Below are 18,083 nucleotides of genomic sequence, written 5' to 3'. Positions count from 1 at the left end.
TCTTTTCCAACCATAAGTCTCCCATGCCACCGATCGCGGTTTTTATCGCCCTTGGTCTTTGTGTCCTATTTGGAGGAAATCAGGCTGTTATAGCAATAGTCAAGGCATTATTTGAGTTATCAATCCATTGTAAAATTTTTGACTTCCCTAAGCTCAATGAGTATGGTGTTTTATCATAAATGATCTAGGATTGCTATATATCTGGAAATTGACTTTTTGCCAATAATTATTTATGTAATTCCATCACTTCTACTACGCCTCTGTTTGTTCGTACCTTACGTTTTGTTGCAAGTTGTGTAGTGTGCGATCGCCATCATCTCCTGGCAGCGATCGCACACCACACACTACTAAACTAGAAAGTAAGATGCTCAGGATAGCTTATGGACGCCACAACAACCACTTTACCTTCTACACTCAAATTGAAAATCGACTTGACAGATGAGCAATTTTTCCAGATGTGTCAGAAAAACCGCGATTATCGATTTGAACGTACAGCATCAGGGGAATTATTAATTATGCCACCTACAGGTAGTGATACTGGCAACCGTAATTTTGATCTGGTTGTTGAATTAGGAATCTGGAATAAACAGACTAAATTAGGCAAAGGTTTTGACTCTTCAACTGGCTTCACCCTTCCCAATGGTGCAGAACGTTCTCCTGATGTTTCTTGGGTGAAAATTGAGCGTTGGAATGCTTTAACCCCAGAACAACAAGAAAAATTTGCCCCAATTTGTCCTGATTTTGTAGTAGAGTTGCGTTCTCGTACTGATTCCTTGAAAGAATTGCAGGATAAAATGCAGGAGTATATCGAAAATGGCGCTCAATTAGGCTGGTTAATTGACCGGAAAAACAAGCGAGTAGAAATTTATCGTCCAGGTAAAGATGTAGAGATATTAGACAATCCTGCTAGTTTATCAGGAGAAAATGTCCTACCTGGATTTGTGTTGCATTTACAGCAGATTATGTAGCTTTATCGATTAGGATACACATGGCGCATTTCAAAGCGACTTTGTTCCCAAAGTGGTAGCAAAGCCTGTTTAGCAGCATTTAATTGAGCTTGCGAGAAAGAGATTTTTCCATTTTGTATAATCCAAATAAATGTGCGAGTTATTAAATCTGCCTTTAAACTATTCTCGTATTTACAATTATTTATTCTTGCTACTTGCTGATCTAAGCAATCCATAGCATGTTTAAAAGTTAAGTTTTTCCAGTCTCTGGAATTGTGAGGAATTTCTTCTTGCGTATTTTTCCACTCAATCCTATGCAAATTTCCGATAATATAGTCTATACCTATTATAGACGAATCAGTATTACGCACCAAATTTGTATAGGCTTGGTAATATGGTTTCAAGAACGAAGCAGGAATATTTTCTACATATATATGTAGCCAAGATTGTATATCGCGAAGATAAGGTACTAAATCTCTGAGATGATCAATTTCTTTAATAAGCGCACGGTCACTTGTGTAATTTGTTATTTTAGCTAACAATTCAGCTTCAGATAGTTGAGACTTTCCTGAGTAATAATTAATAACTTTTGGAAGATATTTCTCTAATAACCACTGTTTGGTATATCTAGCTGTCCAGGTTCCCCGGACTCCAATATCTTGCCGCAATAAGGTTAATTTATCTGTATCAATAGATTGTAAATTAACATCATTTAGCTCATAGATTATGTTGATTTGATTATTAAGCAATAAATATAAATTTTTATCAATTTTGGGTAAGATAAATGTATGATCGCGAATTCCACGACTGACTCGAATTGATATATATACTCTATGGAATAGATGCCATTCTGACTTGCCTTTAGTATAATCAAATTCATTAGCAAACTGCTGCATTAACTCCCATAATTCTTGTTTTACAGAAAAAAGGATAAAACCGCGACTTTCTGAAAATTTGACGAATTCAAAATTCCATGTTTCTAAAGTATTTTCAAATTCAATTATTAAATTTTTATATTCTTGGCAAACTCCATCAATACACAAACACAAATCTACTGCTTCTAACTCTGATAAGATTAGAGTTGTTTGACCTAAATATACCTCAAAAGTATTTTTATCTAACTGTTTAAAAAACCGACGACATCCCCAATCTGGCTGGGTGTGCAATCCAATCATTAATTGACCTAAAATATCTTGATGATTTAAGTAAATTTTTAGACCTCTTAAAATGATGCTGCTGAACTCTATTTCACAATTACCCTCTCCAAATGCTTTGGGTAAATTACATGCAATCGCTACTTTCGTTTTCACAACAATTAAGCGATAGCCTTCTCTCGTAGTGGAAGGTTCAAAATCACATTGTTCTAAAACATCCTGTAAATCTGGATAGCGTCTGATAAATCTTTCTATTAAGTTATATTTAGTATAAGTTAAAATACTGGGTGTATTTTTATCAATATTTTTAACCCAATCAAAATTGATTTGATTATAAAACTTTGAGGCAATCTCAATATTTTTAAGTATATTTATATTTATATCAAATATCGACTCTTCCTTATGGTAACGTAGGCGTTTAAAAACTTTTATTTGATATCCGTTAGTAACTATAAAAAATAGTGGATTAAAATGAATACTATAAAATTTAGCTTGCTCAATAGCGTCATAAAATTTATTTTTATACGGTTCTATTACTTTAATAAAAATCAGTGAGGTATCTGTATTTTGTTGCTTAATATTATCTGTTGTATAATAAATATGAGCAATTTCTGGATTTTTGCCGTACTCTACTGACTTAGATGTTTGTAAAGGGTATTCACGATGACATTTATCTGGATAGCAGAGATAGTGAAACATTGGCAAAATTAACTTTTCTTTTACATCATCTTCATTTCGTAAAATTTGATGGTCAAAACCTTGTATCCATGTGATAAATTTTTTAATTGACTCTGGAATAGTCATCAGATAATCTACCTGCTAGATAAGTTTGCTATGCCTTATTTTATTTGTTTGTGTAATTAGCAATTTATCAAGTCAGGTTGGATAGTATAGTGATTTTGAATACTATAATGAAACCATTTGTCTTGAACTTGACCTGGTAGCATCTCAATGAGTGTAAAAATATGCCCAGTCCTGGCGAATAGAATTCATCCGCCAGTTGCTTTAAGTCAGCACCGGACGCCAGTCATCAGATAAAGGAAACCCGTCTTCTAAGGTAGACGCACTAGCTTGGCTATAGCGATCGCAGCTGGCCAATTAAACAATAAAATCAAGAAGCCTTTTTAAGTAGTATTTTTTTAATCCAAAATATATTTGATTAACTAAGTACTTGATTATCCTCCAGGTGCGGTTGCATTGTAGATAACCGAAATTTGATTGTGTGCGATCGCCTAATTAGGAGAACCCTATAATTAATAACCCACGACTTGGTTTATTAGCACTAATAATAACTGAATTATTTATATTTTTAGTATTTTTGCAGTATACATAAGTATGTTATAAAAAAGTTTAAGCTTAAATTAAGGGCGTTACAAAATCAAAATATGATTCAGCAACGCCCTTAATTTAATTTATTAAGCCTCGACAATCCAAAGTCTAGGTACACAATTATGGTTGAGATTATATCAGCAAACAAGGCAAAATTTAGTAAATTAGATGGGGCTTTAATTAGTGAACAAACCACTAATTAAGTAAAGGCAAAAATTTGCGAATTAACCCAATTGTCACTGCTGGCAATTCTAACTGCGGTGTTAACCCCACATCTTCCAACTGTTGAAAAAATCGGATCGCTTGGGGATTAATTTCGGCAAGGCGGCGACCAATTGAGGGACCTGTAAATTCCGACCTTTGTCCCCAAATAATGGCGGTGGGAGTAATTAACTGTTGAATGTAAAGGGATAAATCAAAGCATAAATCGCCACGGACAAAGGACAGTGCTGCATACTCAGCATTAGGCTGTTGGGCGGATTGTAAATAAGCATCTACAATTTCTTGGTACACTCGATTAGACTGAGCAAATTGCCGTTGCTCTAAGAAGCTGCGAATACCACCATCGGTTGCGATTCCAGTGCTGTAAAGTAAACGGTCAACAAGGGGAACGCTGACTAATTGAGCAAAAAAACTATTGGAGTAGTCTTCGCCAAAGTCGGAAAGTCCTGAGGGGGTAGTGAGAATTAAAGACTTGAATAAATCTGGATGAGCTGCTGCTACTCGAATTGTAAATCCTGCGGTCAAAGAAGAAGCGATCGCTGTTACTGGTCCAGTACAAGTCTGCTCGAAAAACTCCCGAATTGTGGTCAAATAATCCTCAATTTTATAACTCTGTGCCGGATGCTCAGACCTACCCCAACCGATCAAATCTGGCGCAATAATCCGATATTCAGTGGCAAAAGCCGGATAAACTTTTGACCACTCATAAGCAGAAGATCCACCACCAAAGCCGTGCAGGAACACCAAAGTTTCCCGATCATCTTTGGCAGTTACATTGTCCTGCCAAGGTGACCCAGCGGCAGTATAATATACCATTCTACCTAGTGAGGTATTTATGGAGCGTTGTTCAAATCCTATTGGTTGAAACATAAGTATTTTTTGTTGAATGTAGTGATTATTGGCATAAGTAACATATATAATATCTGTAGGTTGGGGAGCCACTGCGCCCAAGAGGGTTTCCCGACTTGTTCGCCCTTGGCGTTCTTGCTCTTTAGTAAGTGGCGTTTGAGGAACGTAGACCCAAAGGGGCTTCCCGCAGGGTAACCCAACATTAACAAGAAGTATTTGTTGGGTTTGACTGGCGTACCCCTACGGGGATCTTGCTACAACCCAACATACATTGATAGATTTTATTATAATTAATCACCCGAACTTGATATTACAACCTATTCAGGGCTAACTAATCTTAATGGGAGCGCCTAAAAGCGGATTTTTAGAAGCTACTTTCTTGCGTCCAGTTAGGGACTTCCAGTTAAAAAACATCCCATCGTAGGGGCGCAAGGTCAAGATCCCCTACAAATGTACAAATAATTTTGGATAATTTATTTTTTGTCAGTCCCTTAACTCGGTTAACGCTGTCACTAGTTCGCAACGCCTAGTGCTTTTTGCCGACGATCGCGATCGCCAACTCCTCGATCAAACTCCACTAGCAAGCGCTAATCTTACCAATTCAAACTTGGCAATTTCCTCCAATACCTTATTATCCATAACTGTGAATAACATTTACAGCGTTACCTTCTGTGCTTTTGATGGTCAATTCACCCTTGATAACTTTCGTTTTTGTCTTTAAATTCGCAAAATTCACGCATTCAAAATTTAAAAAGCCTTTACGCCCTTGCTCTAAGGCATTTAAAATGTTATCTTGATTTCCGCCGTCCTGTACTAGTCTACTATCCGTCCATAAAAACCGGGCATCTTGTAGTTTGGGGCTTCACCCTTTCTTCATCCCTAGTAAAACTTATACAATAGGTAATTTTGTAATCAAGTAGGTAAACACTGTGGCACAGGCTTCGTCTTCTTGGCAGCAATTGATCAACCAGATCCCCAGATGGAACTGGTCGCTGACAAAGTTCAAGACAAAAGGAGCTACAAAGCAGCAAACATTTAAGCGCTTCTCTGGGCCTGGGGGCTTTCTTGGGTTTCTGACAATCGTCGTTGCCATGTTGTTGTGGAACTGGAAACTCCTATTGGCTCTCTTAATCGGCGTTGGGATAATGGTATTGGTTTACTCAATGCAGGATTGGGACTGGCAATTGCACTGGTCTAAGTTCCGTAAGTTCTTAAATAGTTCAAATCGTCGGTTAGCCTTAGCAGTCGTCAGTGGTGGTCTTGCTACTGTCAGCACTTACATGGCAGCTGCAATTTGGGTTGACTCTCACAGTCCCTGGATTGCTGCTGGTGCGATTGTGCAAGGCGTGGGAACCCTGTTAACTATAATTTTATTAGTATGGCAAATTATCAACTTCTATGAAAATCGAGAAGAAGACCACCTCGATCAGTTGTTGGTCAATTTAACAGAAAAAGATCCATTGAAGCGGTTGATTGCCTTACGTCAACTAACTAAAATCATCAGCAGTAAGCGAGTTGATTCTTCAGTGCAGCAAAATGTTGTCGAATGCTTGCAACTGCTACTCAGTCGAGAGGAGGAAGTTGTGATCCGAGAGGCAGCTTTTAAAAGTTTACAAGCCTGCGATCGCCTACAAGTCCTAGCACCCAAAACAGCAACAACTTTCGTACCCGTATCAGCAAAAGTCAAGCACCACGTTTATTAGTTATTTGCCCAATGACGCCACTTGACGCCAGTCCGCTCAAGTCGGGATACCATGCACGGCAGTTCCTCCTGGGGGAAACCCCCTACAGCCCTACGGGCATCCTACGGCAGGCGCTAGCCTCTCACGAATGGGAGAAGACCGCAGTGGCTCCCCCATACCCAATGCTTAGGGACTGACAAAAATTAAATTACTCAATTCCTGTAATCCAATACGACTATCCGATTTCTTCTCCCCCTGCTTCCCCTGCTTACCAAAACGATTGATTATTTTTTTATTTGGAAGTCCCTTATTTTCGAGACAGCCGTCCATTGCGAACTTGCACTACCCGATGATTGCATCGCCGCACCAACTGTTCATCGTGAGTGGTAACAATTACTGTAGCCCCAAAGGAATTTAACTTCTGGAGAATCTGGATCACTTGCCAGGAATTATCTGGATCGAGATTTCCAGTAGGCTCATCCGCCAACAGCAGCGGTGGTGTACCAACGATCGCTCGGGCAATACTCACCCGCTGTTGCTCTCCCCCAGACAGTTGATCTGGAAAGCAGTCAGCTTTACTCAGCAAACCCACCAGCTTCAAGGTTGGTTCTAGGCGTCGTTGAATTTCTTTACGGGTATACCCTTGAGCTTGCAGCACAAAAGTTACATTTTCCGCTACTGTTCGTTGGGTAATCAATTTGTAGTCTTGAAACACAATGCCAATCCGTCGCCGCAATAATGACAAGCGATCGCCCCGTAAACCTGCTACATTACATTCCTCAACAATTACTTCTCCCTGTGTGGGTAACTCCTGGCCATACAGCAGTTTCAAGAGCGTTGATTTACCTGAACCACTTGGCCCGGTGATAAACAGAAATTCTCCCTTTTTTACCTCAAGGTTCGCATTCAACAAGGCGTGAGTGCCGTTAGTATAAGTCTTGGTTACAGATTGCAATTGCACCTTTGCAGTAGTATTACTACCGTGATGTTGAGTTTCAGTGTTTTCTCTATGAACGGATTTGTGTGTTTTAACTTGAGTTGTTAATACTGGCATTGTTAAATTTTCCTCATACCCACAACCAAACAGTTTGCCGACTTAGGTGTGACATTCCTCTCAAAATAAGGATTCCCAGGTTTCGCCTGGGAATTTAAAATTCAACAAAGAAAATTTAAAATTTTTTAAAGACTTTAATACTAACTAAGTAATAACACCCAGTACAGACGCGATTAATCGCGTCTCTCCCCTCTTAACTAATTGCACCCCTTGCTGTCAAACGATAAACAAACGCTTTCACAGCAAACGCTGGCAAAGCTAACATCCGCCGCCAGCGCCAAGGTTCTCGATAAAGCCGATACAACCATTCCAAATTATTATTTCCTAACCAGGCGGGAGCACGAGTTTTAGTTCCCGACCAAATATCAAAACTGCCACCGACGCCAATCCAAATTGCTTGAGGACACAAATGGCGGTTTTCGGCAATCCATAACTCTTGACGTGGCACTCCCAAACCAACAAAAATCACTTGTGGCTGCAATTGAGCAAGAGTTTGTTGCAATTGTGCTTCTTCTTCTGGGGAATGGTAGCCTGAGTGAGTGCCTACTATACGCAAATCTGGAATTTGCTGCTGCCAAAAATCTGCCGCAATTGAGGCCACTCCAGGCGCTGCTCCATAGAAAAATACCTTTGCCCCTGTCTTCTGTTGCCCAAGTTCTTGCAAAAGTTTTTCTGCTAGTTCAATCCCTGGAAAACGCTGCACTTTTTGCCATAACAGCCACCGCAAATACAGAACAACCCCGGCTCCATCTGGAATCACTAATTCAGCATTTTTAATCACCTGAGCTAAGAAATGATTTCGCTCTGCCTGCATAATCATTTCTGCATTGAGCGTTACTACATGAGTTCCTCTGCCTGCGTGCAGGCATTCTAACAACCAGCCTGGATAGTTAGCCATTACATGAACTGGTATTCCCAACACTGAAAATACTTGATTGCCGTTAGACATAGCCTATTCTTGAGTAATTCTCACACCAGATTTCCTTGAATGTTAAGTTTATCAAATTTTTTATATTAGAACTTAGGCAGGAGAGATTCCCCCTTGCCCTGCAACAATAGAAAGCATAATTAAACTAATTAGTCTTGGGCGCTTGTAGTTGGGCTGAACCAGTCCAAATTTTATTGTTAAGGTGTAATATTCACTCAGTATAAAACGCTCAACTCGCAACTCTGGTTCCGGGAACAGAAGCCCCCACTATACTGCTTGCAGTTAGTGTGGGAGTATGTCACGAAACTCGACTTTACGGTTAAGGTAGTGTAACGGGCTGAAGTTGGCTATGAGTAAAATTCGTATCGCTCTGATTGAAGATCATGATCTAACTCGTGTGGGTATTCGGACAGCATTACTGCAAAAGGATGAAATTGAAGTTGTAGGTGAAGCTGCCAATGCTGTTGAGGGACTAAAAATGTTAAAAATGGTACAACCAGATATTGCCATTGTAGATATTGGTTTACCAGATAAGGATGGCATTGAGCTGACACGGGAGGTTAAATCTACTGCTAATGGGCAGCAGCTAGTCACAAAGGTGTTAATTTTGACACTGCGGGATAACAAAGAAGCTGTGTTGGCAGCTTTTGCAGCTGGTGCAGACTCTTACTGTATGAAAGATATCAAATTTGATAATTTGCTGGAAGCAATACGAGTAACTTACAATGGCAACGCCTGGATCGATCCAGCGATCGCTCGGATTGTATTACAACAAGCGCAACAAAATCCTCAAAAGTTGGAATCGGCTTTTGTAGATATCAAAACTATTGCCTCTAACCCTGATGATGTCGAGAATCTGGAAGGAATTCAACCTTATAGCCTGACAGAAAGGGAGTTAGAAGTGTTACAGTTGATTGTCGAAGGTTGTAGTAATGCACTAATTGCGGAAAGACTTTACATCACCGTTGGGACTGTTAAAACTCACGTTCGCAATATTTTGAATAAGCTATGTGCCGATGACCGTACCCAAGCAGCAGTCCGCGCCTTGCGTTCTGGGTTAGTTGGATAAAGTTAATTTTGCTGTGGAGCAATTGAGGATGATCAAGAGAAACTCACAACTTTGAGAAAGTTATTTCAAAGTGAATGGGTTCTCTAATTTTCTGTTATTTATCAAGTGGGATAAACATCACACTATCTCGCTATTCAAATATGTGAAAACTAAAGTCAAATATGGCTGAGATCGGTTTGGAGAAACTTAAGCTCATGGTGGTAGATGATGAGCCAGATAACTTAGATTTACTCTACCGCACTTTTAGGCGAGATTATCAAGTATATAAAGCCAATCATGCCTTTGGTGCTCTGGAAGTCTTGGATCAATTTGGCGAAATGGCGGTGATTATTTCTGACCAAAGAATGCCAGAAATGAGTGGTACGGAATTTTTTAGTCGCACTGTAGAGCATTTTCCGGACACGATTCGGATTTTATTAACTGGTTTTACTGATGTCGAAGATTTGGTGGATGCGATTAACTCTGGTCAGGTCTTCAAGTACATTACCAAACCCTGGAATCCAGATAAACTCAGGGCATTAGTTGAGCAAGCCGCTGATACATATCGCCTAGTTAAGAAGCGCACGCAAGAGTTGCGTCGGTCCCTACGGCGAGAATCTTTGTTTAATGCGGTAACAACGGCAATTCGGGAATCTTTAGACTACGACAGTATGCTGCAAAAGATTGTAACAACTATTGGACAAAGATTTGAAGCTACTAGTTGCTTGCTCAGACCAGTAGAAGGCGATCGCTTGACACAAGACCAGTTCTTATACCGCGATCCTCAATCGCGTGTATCAGATTCCTTCTTCGATCCCAGTCCTTTAATTGAAAAAGTACTGGAAACCCGTCATTATCAACTTGCTCAAGAAATATACGACGGCAACCCCTGTCACCACCTGGTTGTGCCACTTAGCTACCAGCAGCATTTGTTGGCTGTGCTGGCCCTCCACCAATGTGGAGGCGATCGCTTCTGGCAAGACGAAGACATCCAACTGATTGCAGGTGTTGCCGAACAAGCAGCCTTAGCCCTCTCTCAAGCAAAACTCTACCAGCATCTCCAAGAAAAGCAACAGCAGATTCATAATGAGTTGGAAGTAGCTCGCCAAATTCAATATAACTTGCTACGCCAAAGTTTACCTGACATCAAAGGTGTGAAGGTGCAAGCCTGCTGTTACCCAGCGCGAGAAGTTGGAGGCGATTTTTTTGAAGTTTTTGTTCATCCCAAAGGTGATTTGTGGTTAGCAGTGGGTGATGTCTCTGGCAAGGGCGTCCCAGCTGCTTTATTTATGGCTAGTATTATTTCAGTTTTGCGCCGGGAATTATCTCAAGAAGCACCAGCCGAGCCGAATGTGGTCATGCAAAACCTCAACCACGCTCTCAGTGAAGATTTAATTAGCAACAATTATTTCATCACTCTTGTGTTAGCCTGTTATACCCCTACCACTAAGGAACTCGTCTACACTAATGCTGGTCATATCTATCCACTATTATGGTCACGCCAAGGCGCTTTAGCCGACAATCCCAATTACCTCAAAGTCCGTAGCGTTCCTTTAGGGATCTTGCCCAAGTGGCAGGCACAGTCTGGTCGCTTGGTTCTCGCTGCTGGAGACACATTGTTACTAGCCAGCGATGGAATTACAGAAGCGATGGTATCGAATAATTTGGATTTAGCAGTAGAAACTGGGTCTGGCGTTGAGTCAGTTAATCGTTCTATGCTGAATCAAGATGGTCTTTGGCAACTGTTACAAGAAGAGCAACAACCACTTTCTCTTAACCATTTACTAGCTCGCATCCAGGCAGATAATCACGTTCAAGAAGACGATCAAACTATACTTTCGCTGGAGATTTTGTAAGTAATGAAAAGTGAGCTTCATGTACCAAGTGACTTGAATTTTCTCAATATTGTCGAAAACTGGTTGCTGGGATGTTTGAAAATCCAGTTAGGAGATTCTGTGGATTGGTCGCGACAATCAAGTCGTTTGAGACTGGCTTTGGTGGAAGCCTACTCAAATGCAGTCCGTCATGCCCACAAGGACAAACCAAATTTACCGATTTTATTACGTTTGGAAGTCAAAGATCGGGATCTTGCCTTAGAAATTTGGGACTACGGCGAAGGCTTTGATATGTCTACCTACTACGCTCCAAACCCTATGGAAAAACAAGAAGGTGGTTATGGTTGGCTAATTATGAATCGTCTCATGGATAAAGTAGATTATCAGTTGCAGATTAATGGTGCCAACTGTCTCAAGTTGGAAGCTACTTTACCCGAATTAGTCCAATAGACAAAACTTACTATTTTTCAAGTAATCTGATTTATACAAATTTTCAATGCCGAGATTTTGTTTTGGGTATAAACACACTTTTTTAAGTAATTATACTTACTTCCTAAATTTCACGACGTAAAGAAAGTAACTCTTGGGGAGAGGCTAAAAGTTTGATTCTAGTATAGGAAATTTGCCGTTGTTGATTAAGGATAAATAGCCACAATACATTCACACTACACCATGAGGTTTGTGCTTTGCCTGTTATCTGAACTTGGATATCACCATTTTCTAAAGTCTCAGCTATTCCTATATTGGGATAAGCTTTAATGTTTTGACCTTCTTGTTTTAAGTAGGCTGCGATCGCATCTGTCCCCACAATATCAGATTCAAATGGTGGACGCATCACACCATCTACCGCAAATAAGGCAGCAGTTGCCTCAAATTCTCCTGCATTTAAGGTTTCAAAATAACGCAGTACACTTGTTTCTGTAATTCCCTCAATCTGGAATTCTTCTTTCAACTGCGCTGAGGATATAAATTCAGCAGAGGTCACGTTGCTTCGCTCCCAATTCAAAATTCACGCATTACAATCCCTATAAAGAAATTTAGTTACTCTGTATCCTTTTCTTTGTCGGTGATAGAATTGCCTGTATCATACTGAATATCAATTTAAATACAAAAATAGGTAAAAATAAAGCTGCTATTGAGATAGATTATTACATATTGCTAAATCTTCCTCACGATGGAAGTTTTAAAGCATAATTCATGATTTAGAAGTAAAACAGCCTTGATTTCTGGCTTCGAGACTTAGGTTGTATACTTCACTAAATTAAAATCCGCTGTAATTAACTGGAGTTTAGACTAAATTCTATTTTCACGCTACAAACCTTGTGTAGCAAGCATTTTAGACTTCGGAATCAAAATAAGCCTGTAAATTACATAAGCCCGTCTGGATAAGGGTTTGACGGTCTTTTAAGCCAAATTAGTCTAAACTCCAATAATTAAACAAACCTGAATTAACATCTTATAAAGAAGTAGTTTCTAGGCTATAAATAAAATTTCTATCTAGGTAAGTAACAAATCTTAATCAAGGGTATTGACTAGGTAATGTAAAATTAACATGCCTTTAGTTAGGCAAAATCTAGATAAAAAAATGAATCAGTATTCCGTAACAAGCAGCAGTGTAGTAAAAGAGAAAGCCAGCGAGTTGGGCTTTCACAAAGTTGGAATTGCTGCTGTAGATAGGGTAGATGCCACAGAAGCGCAGAGGTTACAAGCATGGATTGAACTGGGTTATCACGCCGATATGGAATGGATGACTAACCCAAAACGTCAGGATATCGACTTAGTTATGCCAGAAGCGCGATCGCTAGTGTGTGTGGCGCTGAATTACTATACACCACATCAACGTCCCGAAGGCGAGGAATACGCCAAAATTTCCCGTTATGGTTGGGGAAGGGATTATCACAAAGTGATGCATAAAAAACTCAAGCGGCTATCTACATGGCTAGAATCACTTGATCAAGGTGTACGAGCTCGTTATTATGCAGACACTGGCCCGGTACAAGATAAAGTGTTGGCTCAACTTGCCGGAATTGGTTGGATTGCCAAAAATGGTAATGTGATTACACCGCAATTTGGTTCTTGGGTATTTTTGGGAGAAGTGTTGACAAATTTGGAATTAGAGAGCGATCGCCCGCATACAGAACACTGCGGTAGCTGTACTCGTTGTCTTCAGGCTTGTCCTACGGGTGCAATTACTCAGCCTTTTGTTGTGGATGCTAATCGCTGCATTGCTTATCATACCATTGAAAATCGGGCGGAGGAACTGCCACAGACACTCACACCTCATTTACAAGGCTGGGTTGCTGGTTGTGATATTTGCCAAGATGTTTGTCCTTGGAATCAACGTTTTGCCAGCACAACTGATATTGAAGACTTTCAGCCTTATCCTGGGAATATTGCTCCCCAGCTGCTAGAATTAGCCCAAATCTCAGATCAGGAGTGGGATAAACAATTTCCAGCATCTGCCTTGCGGCGGATTAAGCCAGAAATGTTACGACGCAACGCCCTAGCTAATCTTGACGCATCCAGGCGAAAGAATGACCCCGAAAGTAATTATTTTTGATTTTGATGGCACTATTGCTGATACAGTAGATGCCCTTGTTAGTATTGCTAATCGTCTAGCTATAGACTTTGGTTATAGACACATAAGTCCAGAGCAATTAGCCCTCCTTAAAAACTTAACATCTAGGGAAATTATTAAGTACTCAGGAGTTTCTCTATTTAAGATCCCTTTTCTAGTTAAAAAAGTTAAAGGGGAATTAAAAAACAAAATCCCAGAATTAAAGCCCATTCCGGGAATTAAAGAAGCATTAATGCAACTCCAAAATCAAGGATATAAACTGGGCATTATCACTTCTAATTCTAAAGATAATGTTACGCAATTTTTGAGAATTAATGATTTAAATCACCTATTTGATTTTATCTACTCAGGAATTACAATTTTTGGCAAAACAACCATAATCAATAATGTATTGAGGCAAAATCAACTCAAACCTGAAGAAGTTATTTATGTTGGAGATGAAACCAGAGATATAGAAGCATCAAGAAAAGCAAATATCCAAGTGATTGCAGTGACTTGGGGCTTTAACTCACCAGAAATACTAGCCAAGCAAAATCCAGATTATTTAATTCAGCGACCTAGTGAACTACTCGAAGTGATGAATAGTCGCTAATTGATCAATTATAAAAAGTCGATAGTAAAAATCTTAACTATTGGCGATTGACCAAAACAGTAAAGAGGGCAATATCTACCAATGCCAAAACTTCAATTTTAATATTTGTGACATTGCCCACCCAACAAAATAGCAAGATATCAGGAAAACTTAATTTTTACGTTCACCCTTTTCCAAAGCTTGTTCTACTAAATCGTCACTGACATTAGTTACACCCTGAGCCGGAGAATTCCCAACTTCCTTTGCTGACTCTAGAAAATCATCAGGATTACCAGTTGACTGCGCTTGAGTTTTTGTCTCTTGTGGCTGAGAGGTTTTCTGATTAGGTGCAGTAGCTGCTTGAGCTGCTGCTGCACCTTTACCTGTGCGATCTACATCACTAACGCTGAATTGTTGTGCAGCTGCATAATCATTATCAAAATCCACCGTTGGCACTTTTTCTTCACCACTAGCTATGCTTTCGGCAGCTAATTGTGCATCCTGGGTGGAAGCTTCATTTAAATTGGGCTTCACTTCTTCATCAGGCATAATTAAAACCTTAGGTAAATTTTTTATTGCTGTGGTGATCATAGCAAAGTGATCTGCTGCTTTGTTGCTTCTTGCGGGAGACTTTTACCTCTATTAAAAGGTAGATTATAGCTACAATTTTAAATTATTTTAACTCTTTCTATAGATAGTAGAATTTGATACTCAAACTTTGGTAAGCCTTAGTTTGGGAGTAAAATTTCCTTGGAAACAAATTTATGACTGCAAGTTACGATAAAAATATTTCTCAAGCTCAGAGCAATGAAACTCAAAACTTGGTAGATGCGTTTAACGCCTTAGATACCGATGCAAAATTAGCTTGGTTCTATTTGGTTTATAAAAAAATGGGTGACTCGATCACCCCAGCTGCTCCTGCTGCTGCCGATTCAGATTTAGCACCACTTCTGCTAGGAGACTATTTTGAGTTATCAGATGAGCAGCAACTAGATATTATGCGGGATATAGTTAACCGCAAAGATACAGAATATTCTCGTGCTTATGGGGCGATCAAAGAAAACAACCAACTGTTAGTTTGGTATGCTTGGGCGGTAGCTATGGGGGATACAGTAGTTGATTTGCCAAGCAGCTACCAGCCAGCTAAAGAAATTAATGATTTGGTTTCCCAAATTGAAGGATTAGAATTTGAAGAACAAATGTCGGTGTTTCGGACAATAGCTGGTGAAGTGGGTTACACGGATGTTAAGCCGATCGCAACACAAGCAGAAACTGGCAAAACCTCAAGTTTGTAATTAGACTAAATCCATATCCATAACTGTGAAAAACAAGATCCCCGACTTCTTTAAGAAGTCGGGGATCTTGGGTTTTCAATTATTAAAAATCACATAGGCTTGCAATTTAGCTATCTGTTAATGATGTGTTCACCAGCCATTTACCGATTATCTGCTCCAGACAAGTTTCTCTTTCGGTAAACCCAAGTTTTTTGTAAAATTGGATAGAATCATCTGTAAACAAACAGACAACAAATTAAGAATTTATCACATAGCAAGCTGACTCAAGTCAGATGGTGTGAGATTGGAGTGTACTACTTGACCATCACGGAACCAAATGATGCGCTGGGTTTGACGAGCAACTTCTGGTTCATGAGTTACCATGACAACGGTGATTCCACTGGCATTGAGTTCGCTAAAGATATCCAATACTTCTTGGGTTGTGCGCGAATCAAGTGCGCCTGTGGGTTCATCGGCTAGGAGTACTACAGGACGATTGACAATGGCTCGAGCGATCGCTACTCGTTGTTGTTGTCCACCAGATAGCTGAGTTGGTTTGTTGTTGAGGCGATTTGCTAAACCGACTCTTGTCAGTGCAACTGTTGCGCGATCGCTTCTTTCTTTTGGGTTGACATTAGCATACACCATCGGCAACATCACATTTTCTAATGCTGTTAGTTGGGGCAATAGGTGGAATTGTTGGAACACAAATCCCAGTTTTTTATTACGGATATGTGCCAATGAGCGATCGTCCATTTGAGCTACATCGAGGTTATCTAAGTAATAACGTCCACCTGTGGGACGGTCTAAACAACCGATAATATTCATGGCTGTGGATTTACCAGAACCTGAAGGTCCCATGATTGCACAATATTCGCCCTGTTCCACAATTAGGTTGACATCATTCAGCGCTCGTACTTCTGTTTCGCCACTACCATAAATCTTGAAAATGTTTTCTAGTCGAATGATTGCTGGTTTCGGTACGGGATTAGGAACCAGGGAATCGGTAATTGAAATAGTGTTTGTCATAAGGAAATAGGTAATCTTGGACTAGGAAGAGAGTAGCTTACCAGTTGTCACTATAGTAACCACTGTCGCTTTGAATATAAACGCTTACCATTTTCTGACGACTACCCTATCAGAAAAATTGATCATGAAAGTTGCTGGAGAGAATCAGGTATTGACGACGATGTAGATACTTTTCTCTCATGGTGAAAGTCGCACGGTTTCGGATGGGACGGGGAGGTTAGCAATAACTTCTCTCGACCCTACCAATCCCCCCAATTAAATTGGGAGAGTATGTCAAAATACTTTATAGTCTAAATCCTAAGAAGGGATCTTAAACAAACAGGACTTACGCAAAATCATGAAAAAACGTAGACGCGTTGGCGCAGCCTCTCGTAGAGAAGCGGCTTGCCGCAGGCTACCGCAAAGGACGCATAGACACCTACTCCTACGGAGAAGCAAGCTACGCAAAGCGTCTCCAAGAGTTGTGGCTTCCCGCAGGGTAGGACACAAAGGAATAAGGTTTCAGAGAGTTATTGCCTAAGTCCTAACAAAGAATATCTGCATAGATAAGAGTTAGACCGCTCATGCTTGAGGGAATGACCGAAAGACAAGGAGGATAAACCAGTGTCCAAGTTTGTAGACAAAGTAGCGATAGTCACCGGCGCGGCGACCGGTCTCGGTGAAGCGATTGCCGTCAAGCTGTATGAAAATGGTGCGAAAATTATCCTTGCGGACATCGACGTCGCCCGGGCGCATGAAGTCGCCGGGCGGCTGGATTCGTCTGGCAAGCGTACATACGTCATCGAGACAGACGTATCCGATCATCGTGCCGTCGAAGCAATGGTGGCCGGGACGGTGGAGCGCTTCGGTGGGCTGCACATGGCAGTCAATAATGCCGGCTTCACTGGACCACACCAGATCAGCACCGCCGACTATGAAATCGAATGGTGGCATCGCGTGATTGCGGCCAATCTCAGCGGCATCTTCTTCGGACTGAAATACGAGATTCCGGCAATGATCCAAAGCGGCGGCGGGGCAATCGTCAACATGTCGTCGGTCGCTGGCGCAGTCGGGGTCGCTGGTATCGGTCCCTACGTCGCCGCGAAGCACGGCATCATCGGACTGACGAAGGCGGCAGCACTGGAATATGCCAGCCAAGGTATCCGGGTGATCGCAATCGGGCCGGGCTATGTTGACACGCCCAATATGCGCGAATTGCCGGAGGAAGCACGGGCACAGATGGCCGCCTCGCACCCTTTAGGTCGCCTCGCACGGACCGAGGAGGTCGCGGATATGGTCAGCTTCTTCTTGTCGGAGCGTGCCTCCTTCGTCACCGGCAGTTTCCACCTGATGGACGGCGGCTACACGGCGCAGTAGCGATCGCAGATTCTTTCTTGTTGGGCTGAGTCTGCAAAACCAGAAGTAGCACAAATTGTTTCCAAACATCTTGCACTTCAAAGTAAAACCTATGTAATTCAAAATAGAAGAATATTGGTATATCAACTTTTAAAGTCTGGTCTGGATTCTCATACAACAAATCGAACTATTACTGTACTTGTATCAAGTCTGGTTTTACAATTAACCAACAAAAACCAGTGTGCAAT

Annotated in this window: 17 protein-coding genes and 1 pseudogene; 11 read left to right on the top strand and 7 right to left on the bottom strand. The window is 40.8% G+C overall.

What is annotated here, in order from left to right; genetic code table 11:
- The first annotated feature begins 380 nt into the window (after positions 1-380).
- Complete coding sequence (locus V7K40_RS05680; protein ID WP_334957515.1) at positions 381-968, top strand: Uma2 family endonuclease; 588 nt, start codon at positions 381-383, stop codon at positions 966-968.
- Positions 969-970: 2 nt separating this feature from the next.
- On the opposite strand, the gene V7K40_RS05675 is transcribed toward V7K40_RS05680, so the two are convergent.
- Together V7K40_RS05675 and V7K40_RS05670 are read right to left on the bottom strand one after the other, a co-directional pair.
- Positions 971-2,905, bottom strand: a complete 1,935-nt coding sequence (locus tag V7K40_RS05675) for a hypothetical protein (protein ID WP_334957513.1) — start codon at positions 2,903-2,905, stop codon at positions 971-973.
- Positions 2,906-3,625: 720 nt separating this feature from the next.
- Positions 3,626-4,522: an alpha/beta hydrolase gene (locus V7K40_RS05670; protein ID WP_334957511.1), complete on the bottom strand. Its 897-nt coding sequence runs from the start codon at positions 4,520-4,522 to the stop codon at positions 3,626-3,628.
- Positions 4,523-5,000: 478 nt separating this feature from the next.
- Here V7K40_RS05670 and V7K40_RS05665 point away from each other — a divergent pair.
- Together V7K40_RS05665 and V7K40_RS05660 are read left to right on the top strand one after the other, a co-directional pair.
- Positions 5,001-5,222: pseudogene (locus V7K40_RS05665) on the top strand (hypothetical protein); the annotation flags it as partial.
- A 208-nt stretch (positions 5,223-5,430) separates the two neighbouring features.
- Positions 5,431-6,204, top strand: coding sequence for an armadillo-type fold-containing protein (locus V7K40_RS05660; RefSeq protein WP_334957509.1), 774 nt, complete (start codon positions 5,431-5,433; stop codon positions 6,202-6,204).
- Between the two features lie 286 nt (positions 6,205-6,490).
- Here V7K40_RS05660 and ftsE read toward each other — a convergent pair whose 3' ends face one another.
- Both ftsE and V7K40_RS05650 read right to left on the bottom strand, forming a co-directional pair.
- Positions 6,491-7,237 (bottom strand): cell division ATP-binding protein FtsE, encoded by a 747-nt coding sequence (gene ftsE / locus V7K40_RS05655; protein WP_334957507.1) that lies wholly within the window; start codon positions 7,235-7,237, stop codon positions 6,491-6,493.
- 193 nt (positions 7,238-7,430) lie between these two features.
- On the bottom strand, positions 7,431-8,186 hold the full coding sequence (locus V7K40_RS05650; RefSeq protein ID WP_334957505.1) for a WecB/TagA/CpsF family glycosyltransferase: 756 nt from the start codon (positions 8,184-8,186) through the stop codon (positions 7,431-7,433).
- Positions 8,187-8,514: 328 nt separating this feature from the next.
- On the opposite strand from V7K40_RS05650, the gene V7K40_RS05645 reads away from it, so the two are divergent.
- The 3 genes from V7K40_RS05645 to V7K40_RS05635 all read left to right on the top strand — a co-directional run bounded on the left by V7K40_RS05645 (position 8,515) and on the right by V7K40_RS05635 (position 11,498).
- Positions 8,515-9,234, top strand: a complete 720-nt coding sequence (locus tag V7K40_RS05645; protein ID WP_334957503.1) for a response regulator transcription factor — start codon at positions 8,515-8,517, stop codon at positions 9,232-9,234.
- Between the two features lie 161 nt (positions 9,235-9,395).
- A complete protein-coding gene (locus V7K40_RS05640) occupies positions 9,396-11,069 on the top strand; it encodes a SpoIIE family protein phosphatase (protein ID WP_334957501.1) in 1,674 nt (557 codons plus the stop codon).
- A gap of 3 nt (positions 11,070-11,072) precedes the next feature.
- Positions 11,073-11,498, top strand: a complete 426-nt coding sequence (locus tag V7K40_RS05635) for an anti-sigma regulatory factor (protein WP_273763103.1) — start codon at positions 11,073-11,075, stop codon at positions 11,496-11,498.
- Positions 11,499-11,601: 103 nt separating this feature from the next.
- Here V7K40_RS05635 and V7K40_RS05630 read toward each other — a convergent pair whose 3' ends face one another.
- Positions 11,602-12,033: a ketosteroid isomerase family protein gene (locus V7K40_RS05630; RefSeq protein ID WP_334957499.1), complete on the bottom strand. Its 432-nt coding sequence runs from the start codon at positions 12,031-12,033 to the stop codon at positions 11,602-11,604.
- Positions 12,034-12,633: 600 nt separating this feature from the next.
- Here V7K40_RS05630 and queG point away from each other — a divergent pair.
- Positions 12,634-13,608: a tRNA epoxyqueuosine(34) reductase QueG gene (queG, locus tag V7K40_RS05625; RefSeq protein ID WP_334957496.1), complete on the top strand. Its 975-nt coding sequence runs from the start codon at positions 12,634-12,636 to the stop codon at positions 13,606-13,608.
- Entirely contained in the window at positions 13,583-14,218 is a 636-nt protein-coding gene (locus V7K40_RS05620; RefSeq protein WP_334957494.1) for an HAD-IA family hydrolase, read from the top strand. Before queG ends, V7K40_RS05620 begins: the two co-directional genes overlap by 26 nt.
- A 150-nt stretch (positions 14,219-14,368) precedes the next feature.
- On the opposite strand, the gene V7K40_RS05615 is transcribed toward V7K40_RS05620, so the two are convergent.
- Positions 14,369-14,746 (bottom strand): hypothetical protein, encoded by a 378-nt coding sequence (locus V7K40_RS05615; protein ID WP_334957492.1) that lies wholly within the window; start codon positions 14,744-14,746, stop codon positions 14,369-14,371.
- Between the two features lie 215 nt (positions 14,747-14,961).
- On the opposite strand from V7K40_RS05615, the gene V7K40_RS05610 reads away from it, so the two are divergent.
- Positions 14,962-15,492: an orange carotenoid protein N-terminal domain-containing protein gene (locus V7K40_RS05610; RefSeq protein WP_334957490.1), complete on the top strand. Its 531-nt coding sequence runs from the start codon at positions 14,962-14,964 to the stop codon at positions 15,490-15,492.
- 246 nt (positions 15,493-15,738) lie between these two features.
- Here V7K40_RS05610 and V7K40_RS05605 read toward each other — a convergent pair whose 3' ends face one another.
- Positions 15,739-16,500, bottom strand: coding sequence for an ABC transporter ATP-binding protein (locus V7K40_RS05605; protein WP_334957488.1), 762 nt, complete (start codon positions 16,498-16,500; stop codon positions 15,739-15,741).
- Between the two features lie 356 nt (positions 16,501-16,856).
- Here V7K40_RS05605 and V7K40_RS05600 point away from each other — a divergent pair, with 356 nt between their 5' ends.
- Together V7K40_RS05600 and V7K40_RS05595 are read left to right on the top strand one after the other, a co-directional pair.
- On the top strand, positions 16,857-16,982 hold the full coding sequence (locus V7K40_RS05600; RefSeq protein WP_334957486.1) for a hypothetical protein: 126 nt from the start codon (positions 16,857-16,859) through the stop codon (positions 16,980-16,982).
- Between the two features lie 121 nt (positions 16,983-17,103).
- Complete coding sequence (locus tag V7K40_RS05595) at positions 17,104-17,856, top strand: SDR family NAD(P)-dependent oxidoreductase (RefSeq protein ID WP_334957484.1); 753 nt, start codon at positions 17,104-17,106, stop codon at positions 17,854-17,856.
- Positions 17,857-18,083: the final 227 nt, after the last annotated feature.

The organism is Nostoc sp., from assembly GCF_036917195.1.
GTDB lineage: Bacteria > Cyanobacteriota > Cyanobacteriia > Cyanobacteriales > Nostocaceae > Nostoc.
The sequence above is the reverse complement of the archived record's forward strand: the minus strand, read 5'-3'. Positions and strand labels throughout refer to the sequence as shown.

What these genes read in the sequence shown, in the direction of transcription:
- V7K40_RS05680 (WP_334957515.1), top strand. Translation starts at nt 381, where the DNA reads ATGGACGCCACAACAACCACTTTACCTTCTACACTCAAATTGAAAATC.
- V7K40_RS05675 (WP_334957513.1), bottom strand. Translation starts at nt 2,905, where the DNA reads ATGACTATTCCAGAGTCAATTAAAAAATTTATCACATGGATACAAGGT.
- V7K40_RS05670 (WP_334957511.1), bottom strand. Translation starts at nt 4,522, where the DNA reads ATGTTTCAACCAATAGGATTTGAACAACGCTCCATAAATACCTCACTA.
- ftsE (WP_334957507.1), bottom strand. Translation starts at nt 7,237, where the DNA reads ATGCCAGTATTAACAACTCAAGTTAAAACACACAAATCCGTTCATAGA.
- V7K40_RS05650 (WP_334957505.1), bottom strand. Translation starts at nt 8,186, where the DNA reads ATGTCTAACGGCAATCAAGTATTTTCAGTGTTGGGAATACCAGTTCAT.
- V7K40_RS05645 (WP_334957503.1), top strand. Translation starts at nt 8,515, where the DNA reads ATGAGTAAAATTCGTATCGCTCTGATTGAAGATCATGATCTAACTCGT.
- V7K40_RS05640 (WP_334957501.1), top strand. Translation starts at nt 9,396, where the DNA reads ATGGCTGAGATCGGTTTGGAGAAACTTAAGCTCATGGTGGTAGATGAT.
- V7K40_RS05635 (WP_273763103.1), top strand. Translation starts at nt 11,073, where the DNA reads ATGAAAAGTGAGCTTCATGTACCAAGTGACTTGAATTTTCTCAATATT.
- queG (WP_334957496.1), top strand. Translation starts at nt 12,634, where the DNA reads ATGAATCAGTATTCCGTAACAAGCAGCAGTGTAGTAAAAGAGAAAGCC.
- V7K40_RS05620 (WP_334957494.1), top strand. Translation starts at nt 13,583, where the DNA reads ATGACCCCGAAAGTAATTATTTTTGATTTTGATGGCACTATTGCTGAT.
- V7K40_RS05615 (WP_334957492.1), bottom strand. Translation starts at nt 14,746, where the DNA reads ATGCCTGATGAAGAAGTGAAGCCCAATTTAAATGAAGCTTCCACCCAG.
- V7K40_RS05610 (WP_334957490.1), top strand. Translation starts at nt 14,962, where the DNA reads ATGACTGCAAGTTACGATAAAAATATTTCTCAAGCTCAGAGCAATGAA.
- V7K40_RS05605 (WP_334957488.1), bottom strand. Translation starts at nt 16,500, where the DNA reads ATGACAAACACTATTTCAATTACCGATTCCCTGGTTCCTAATCCCGTA.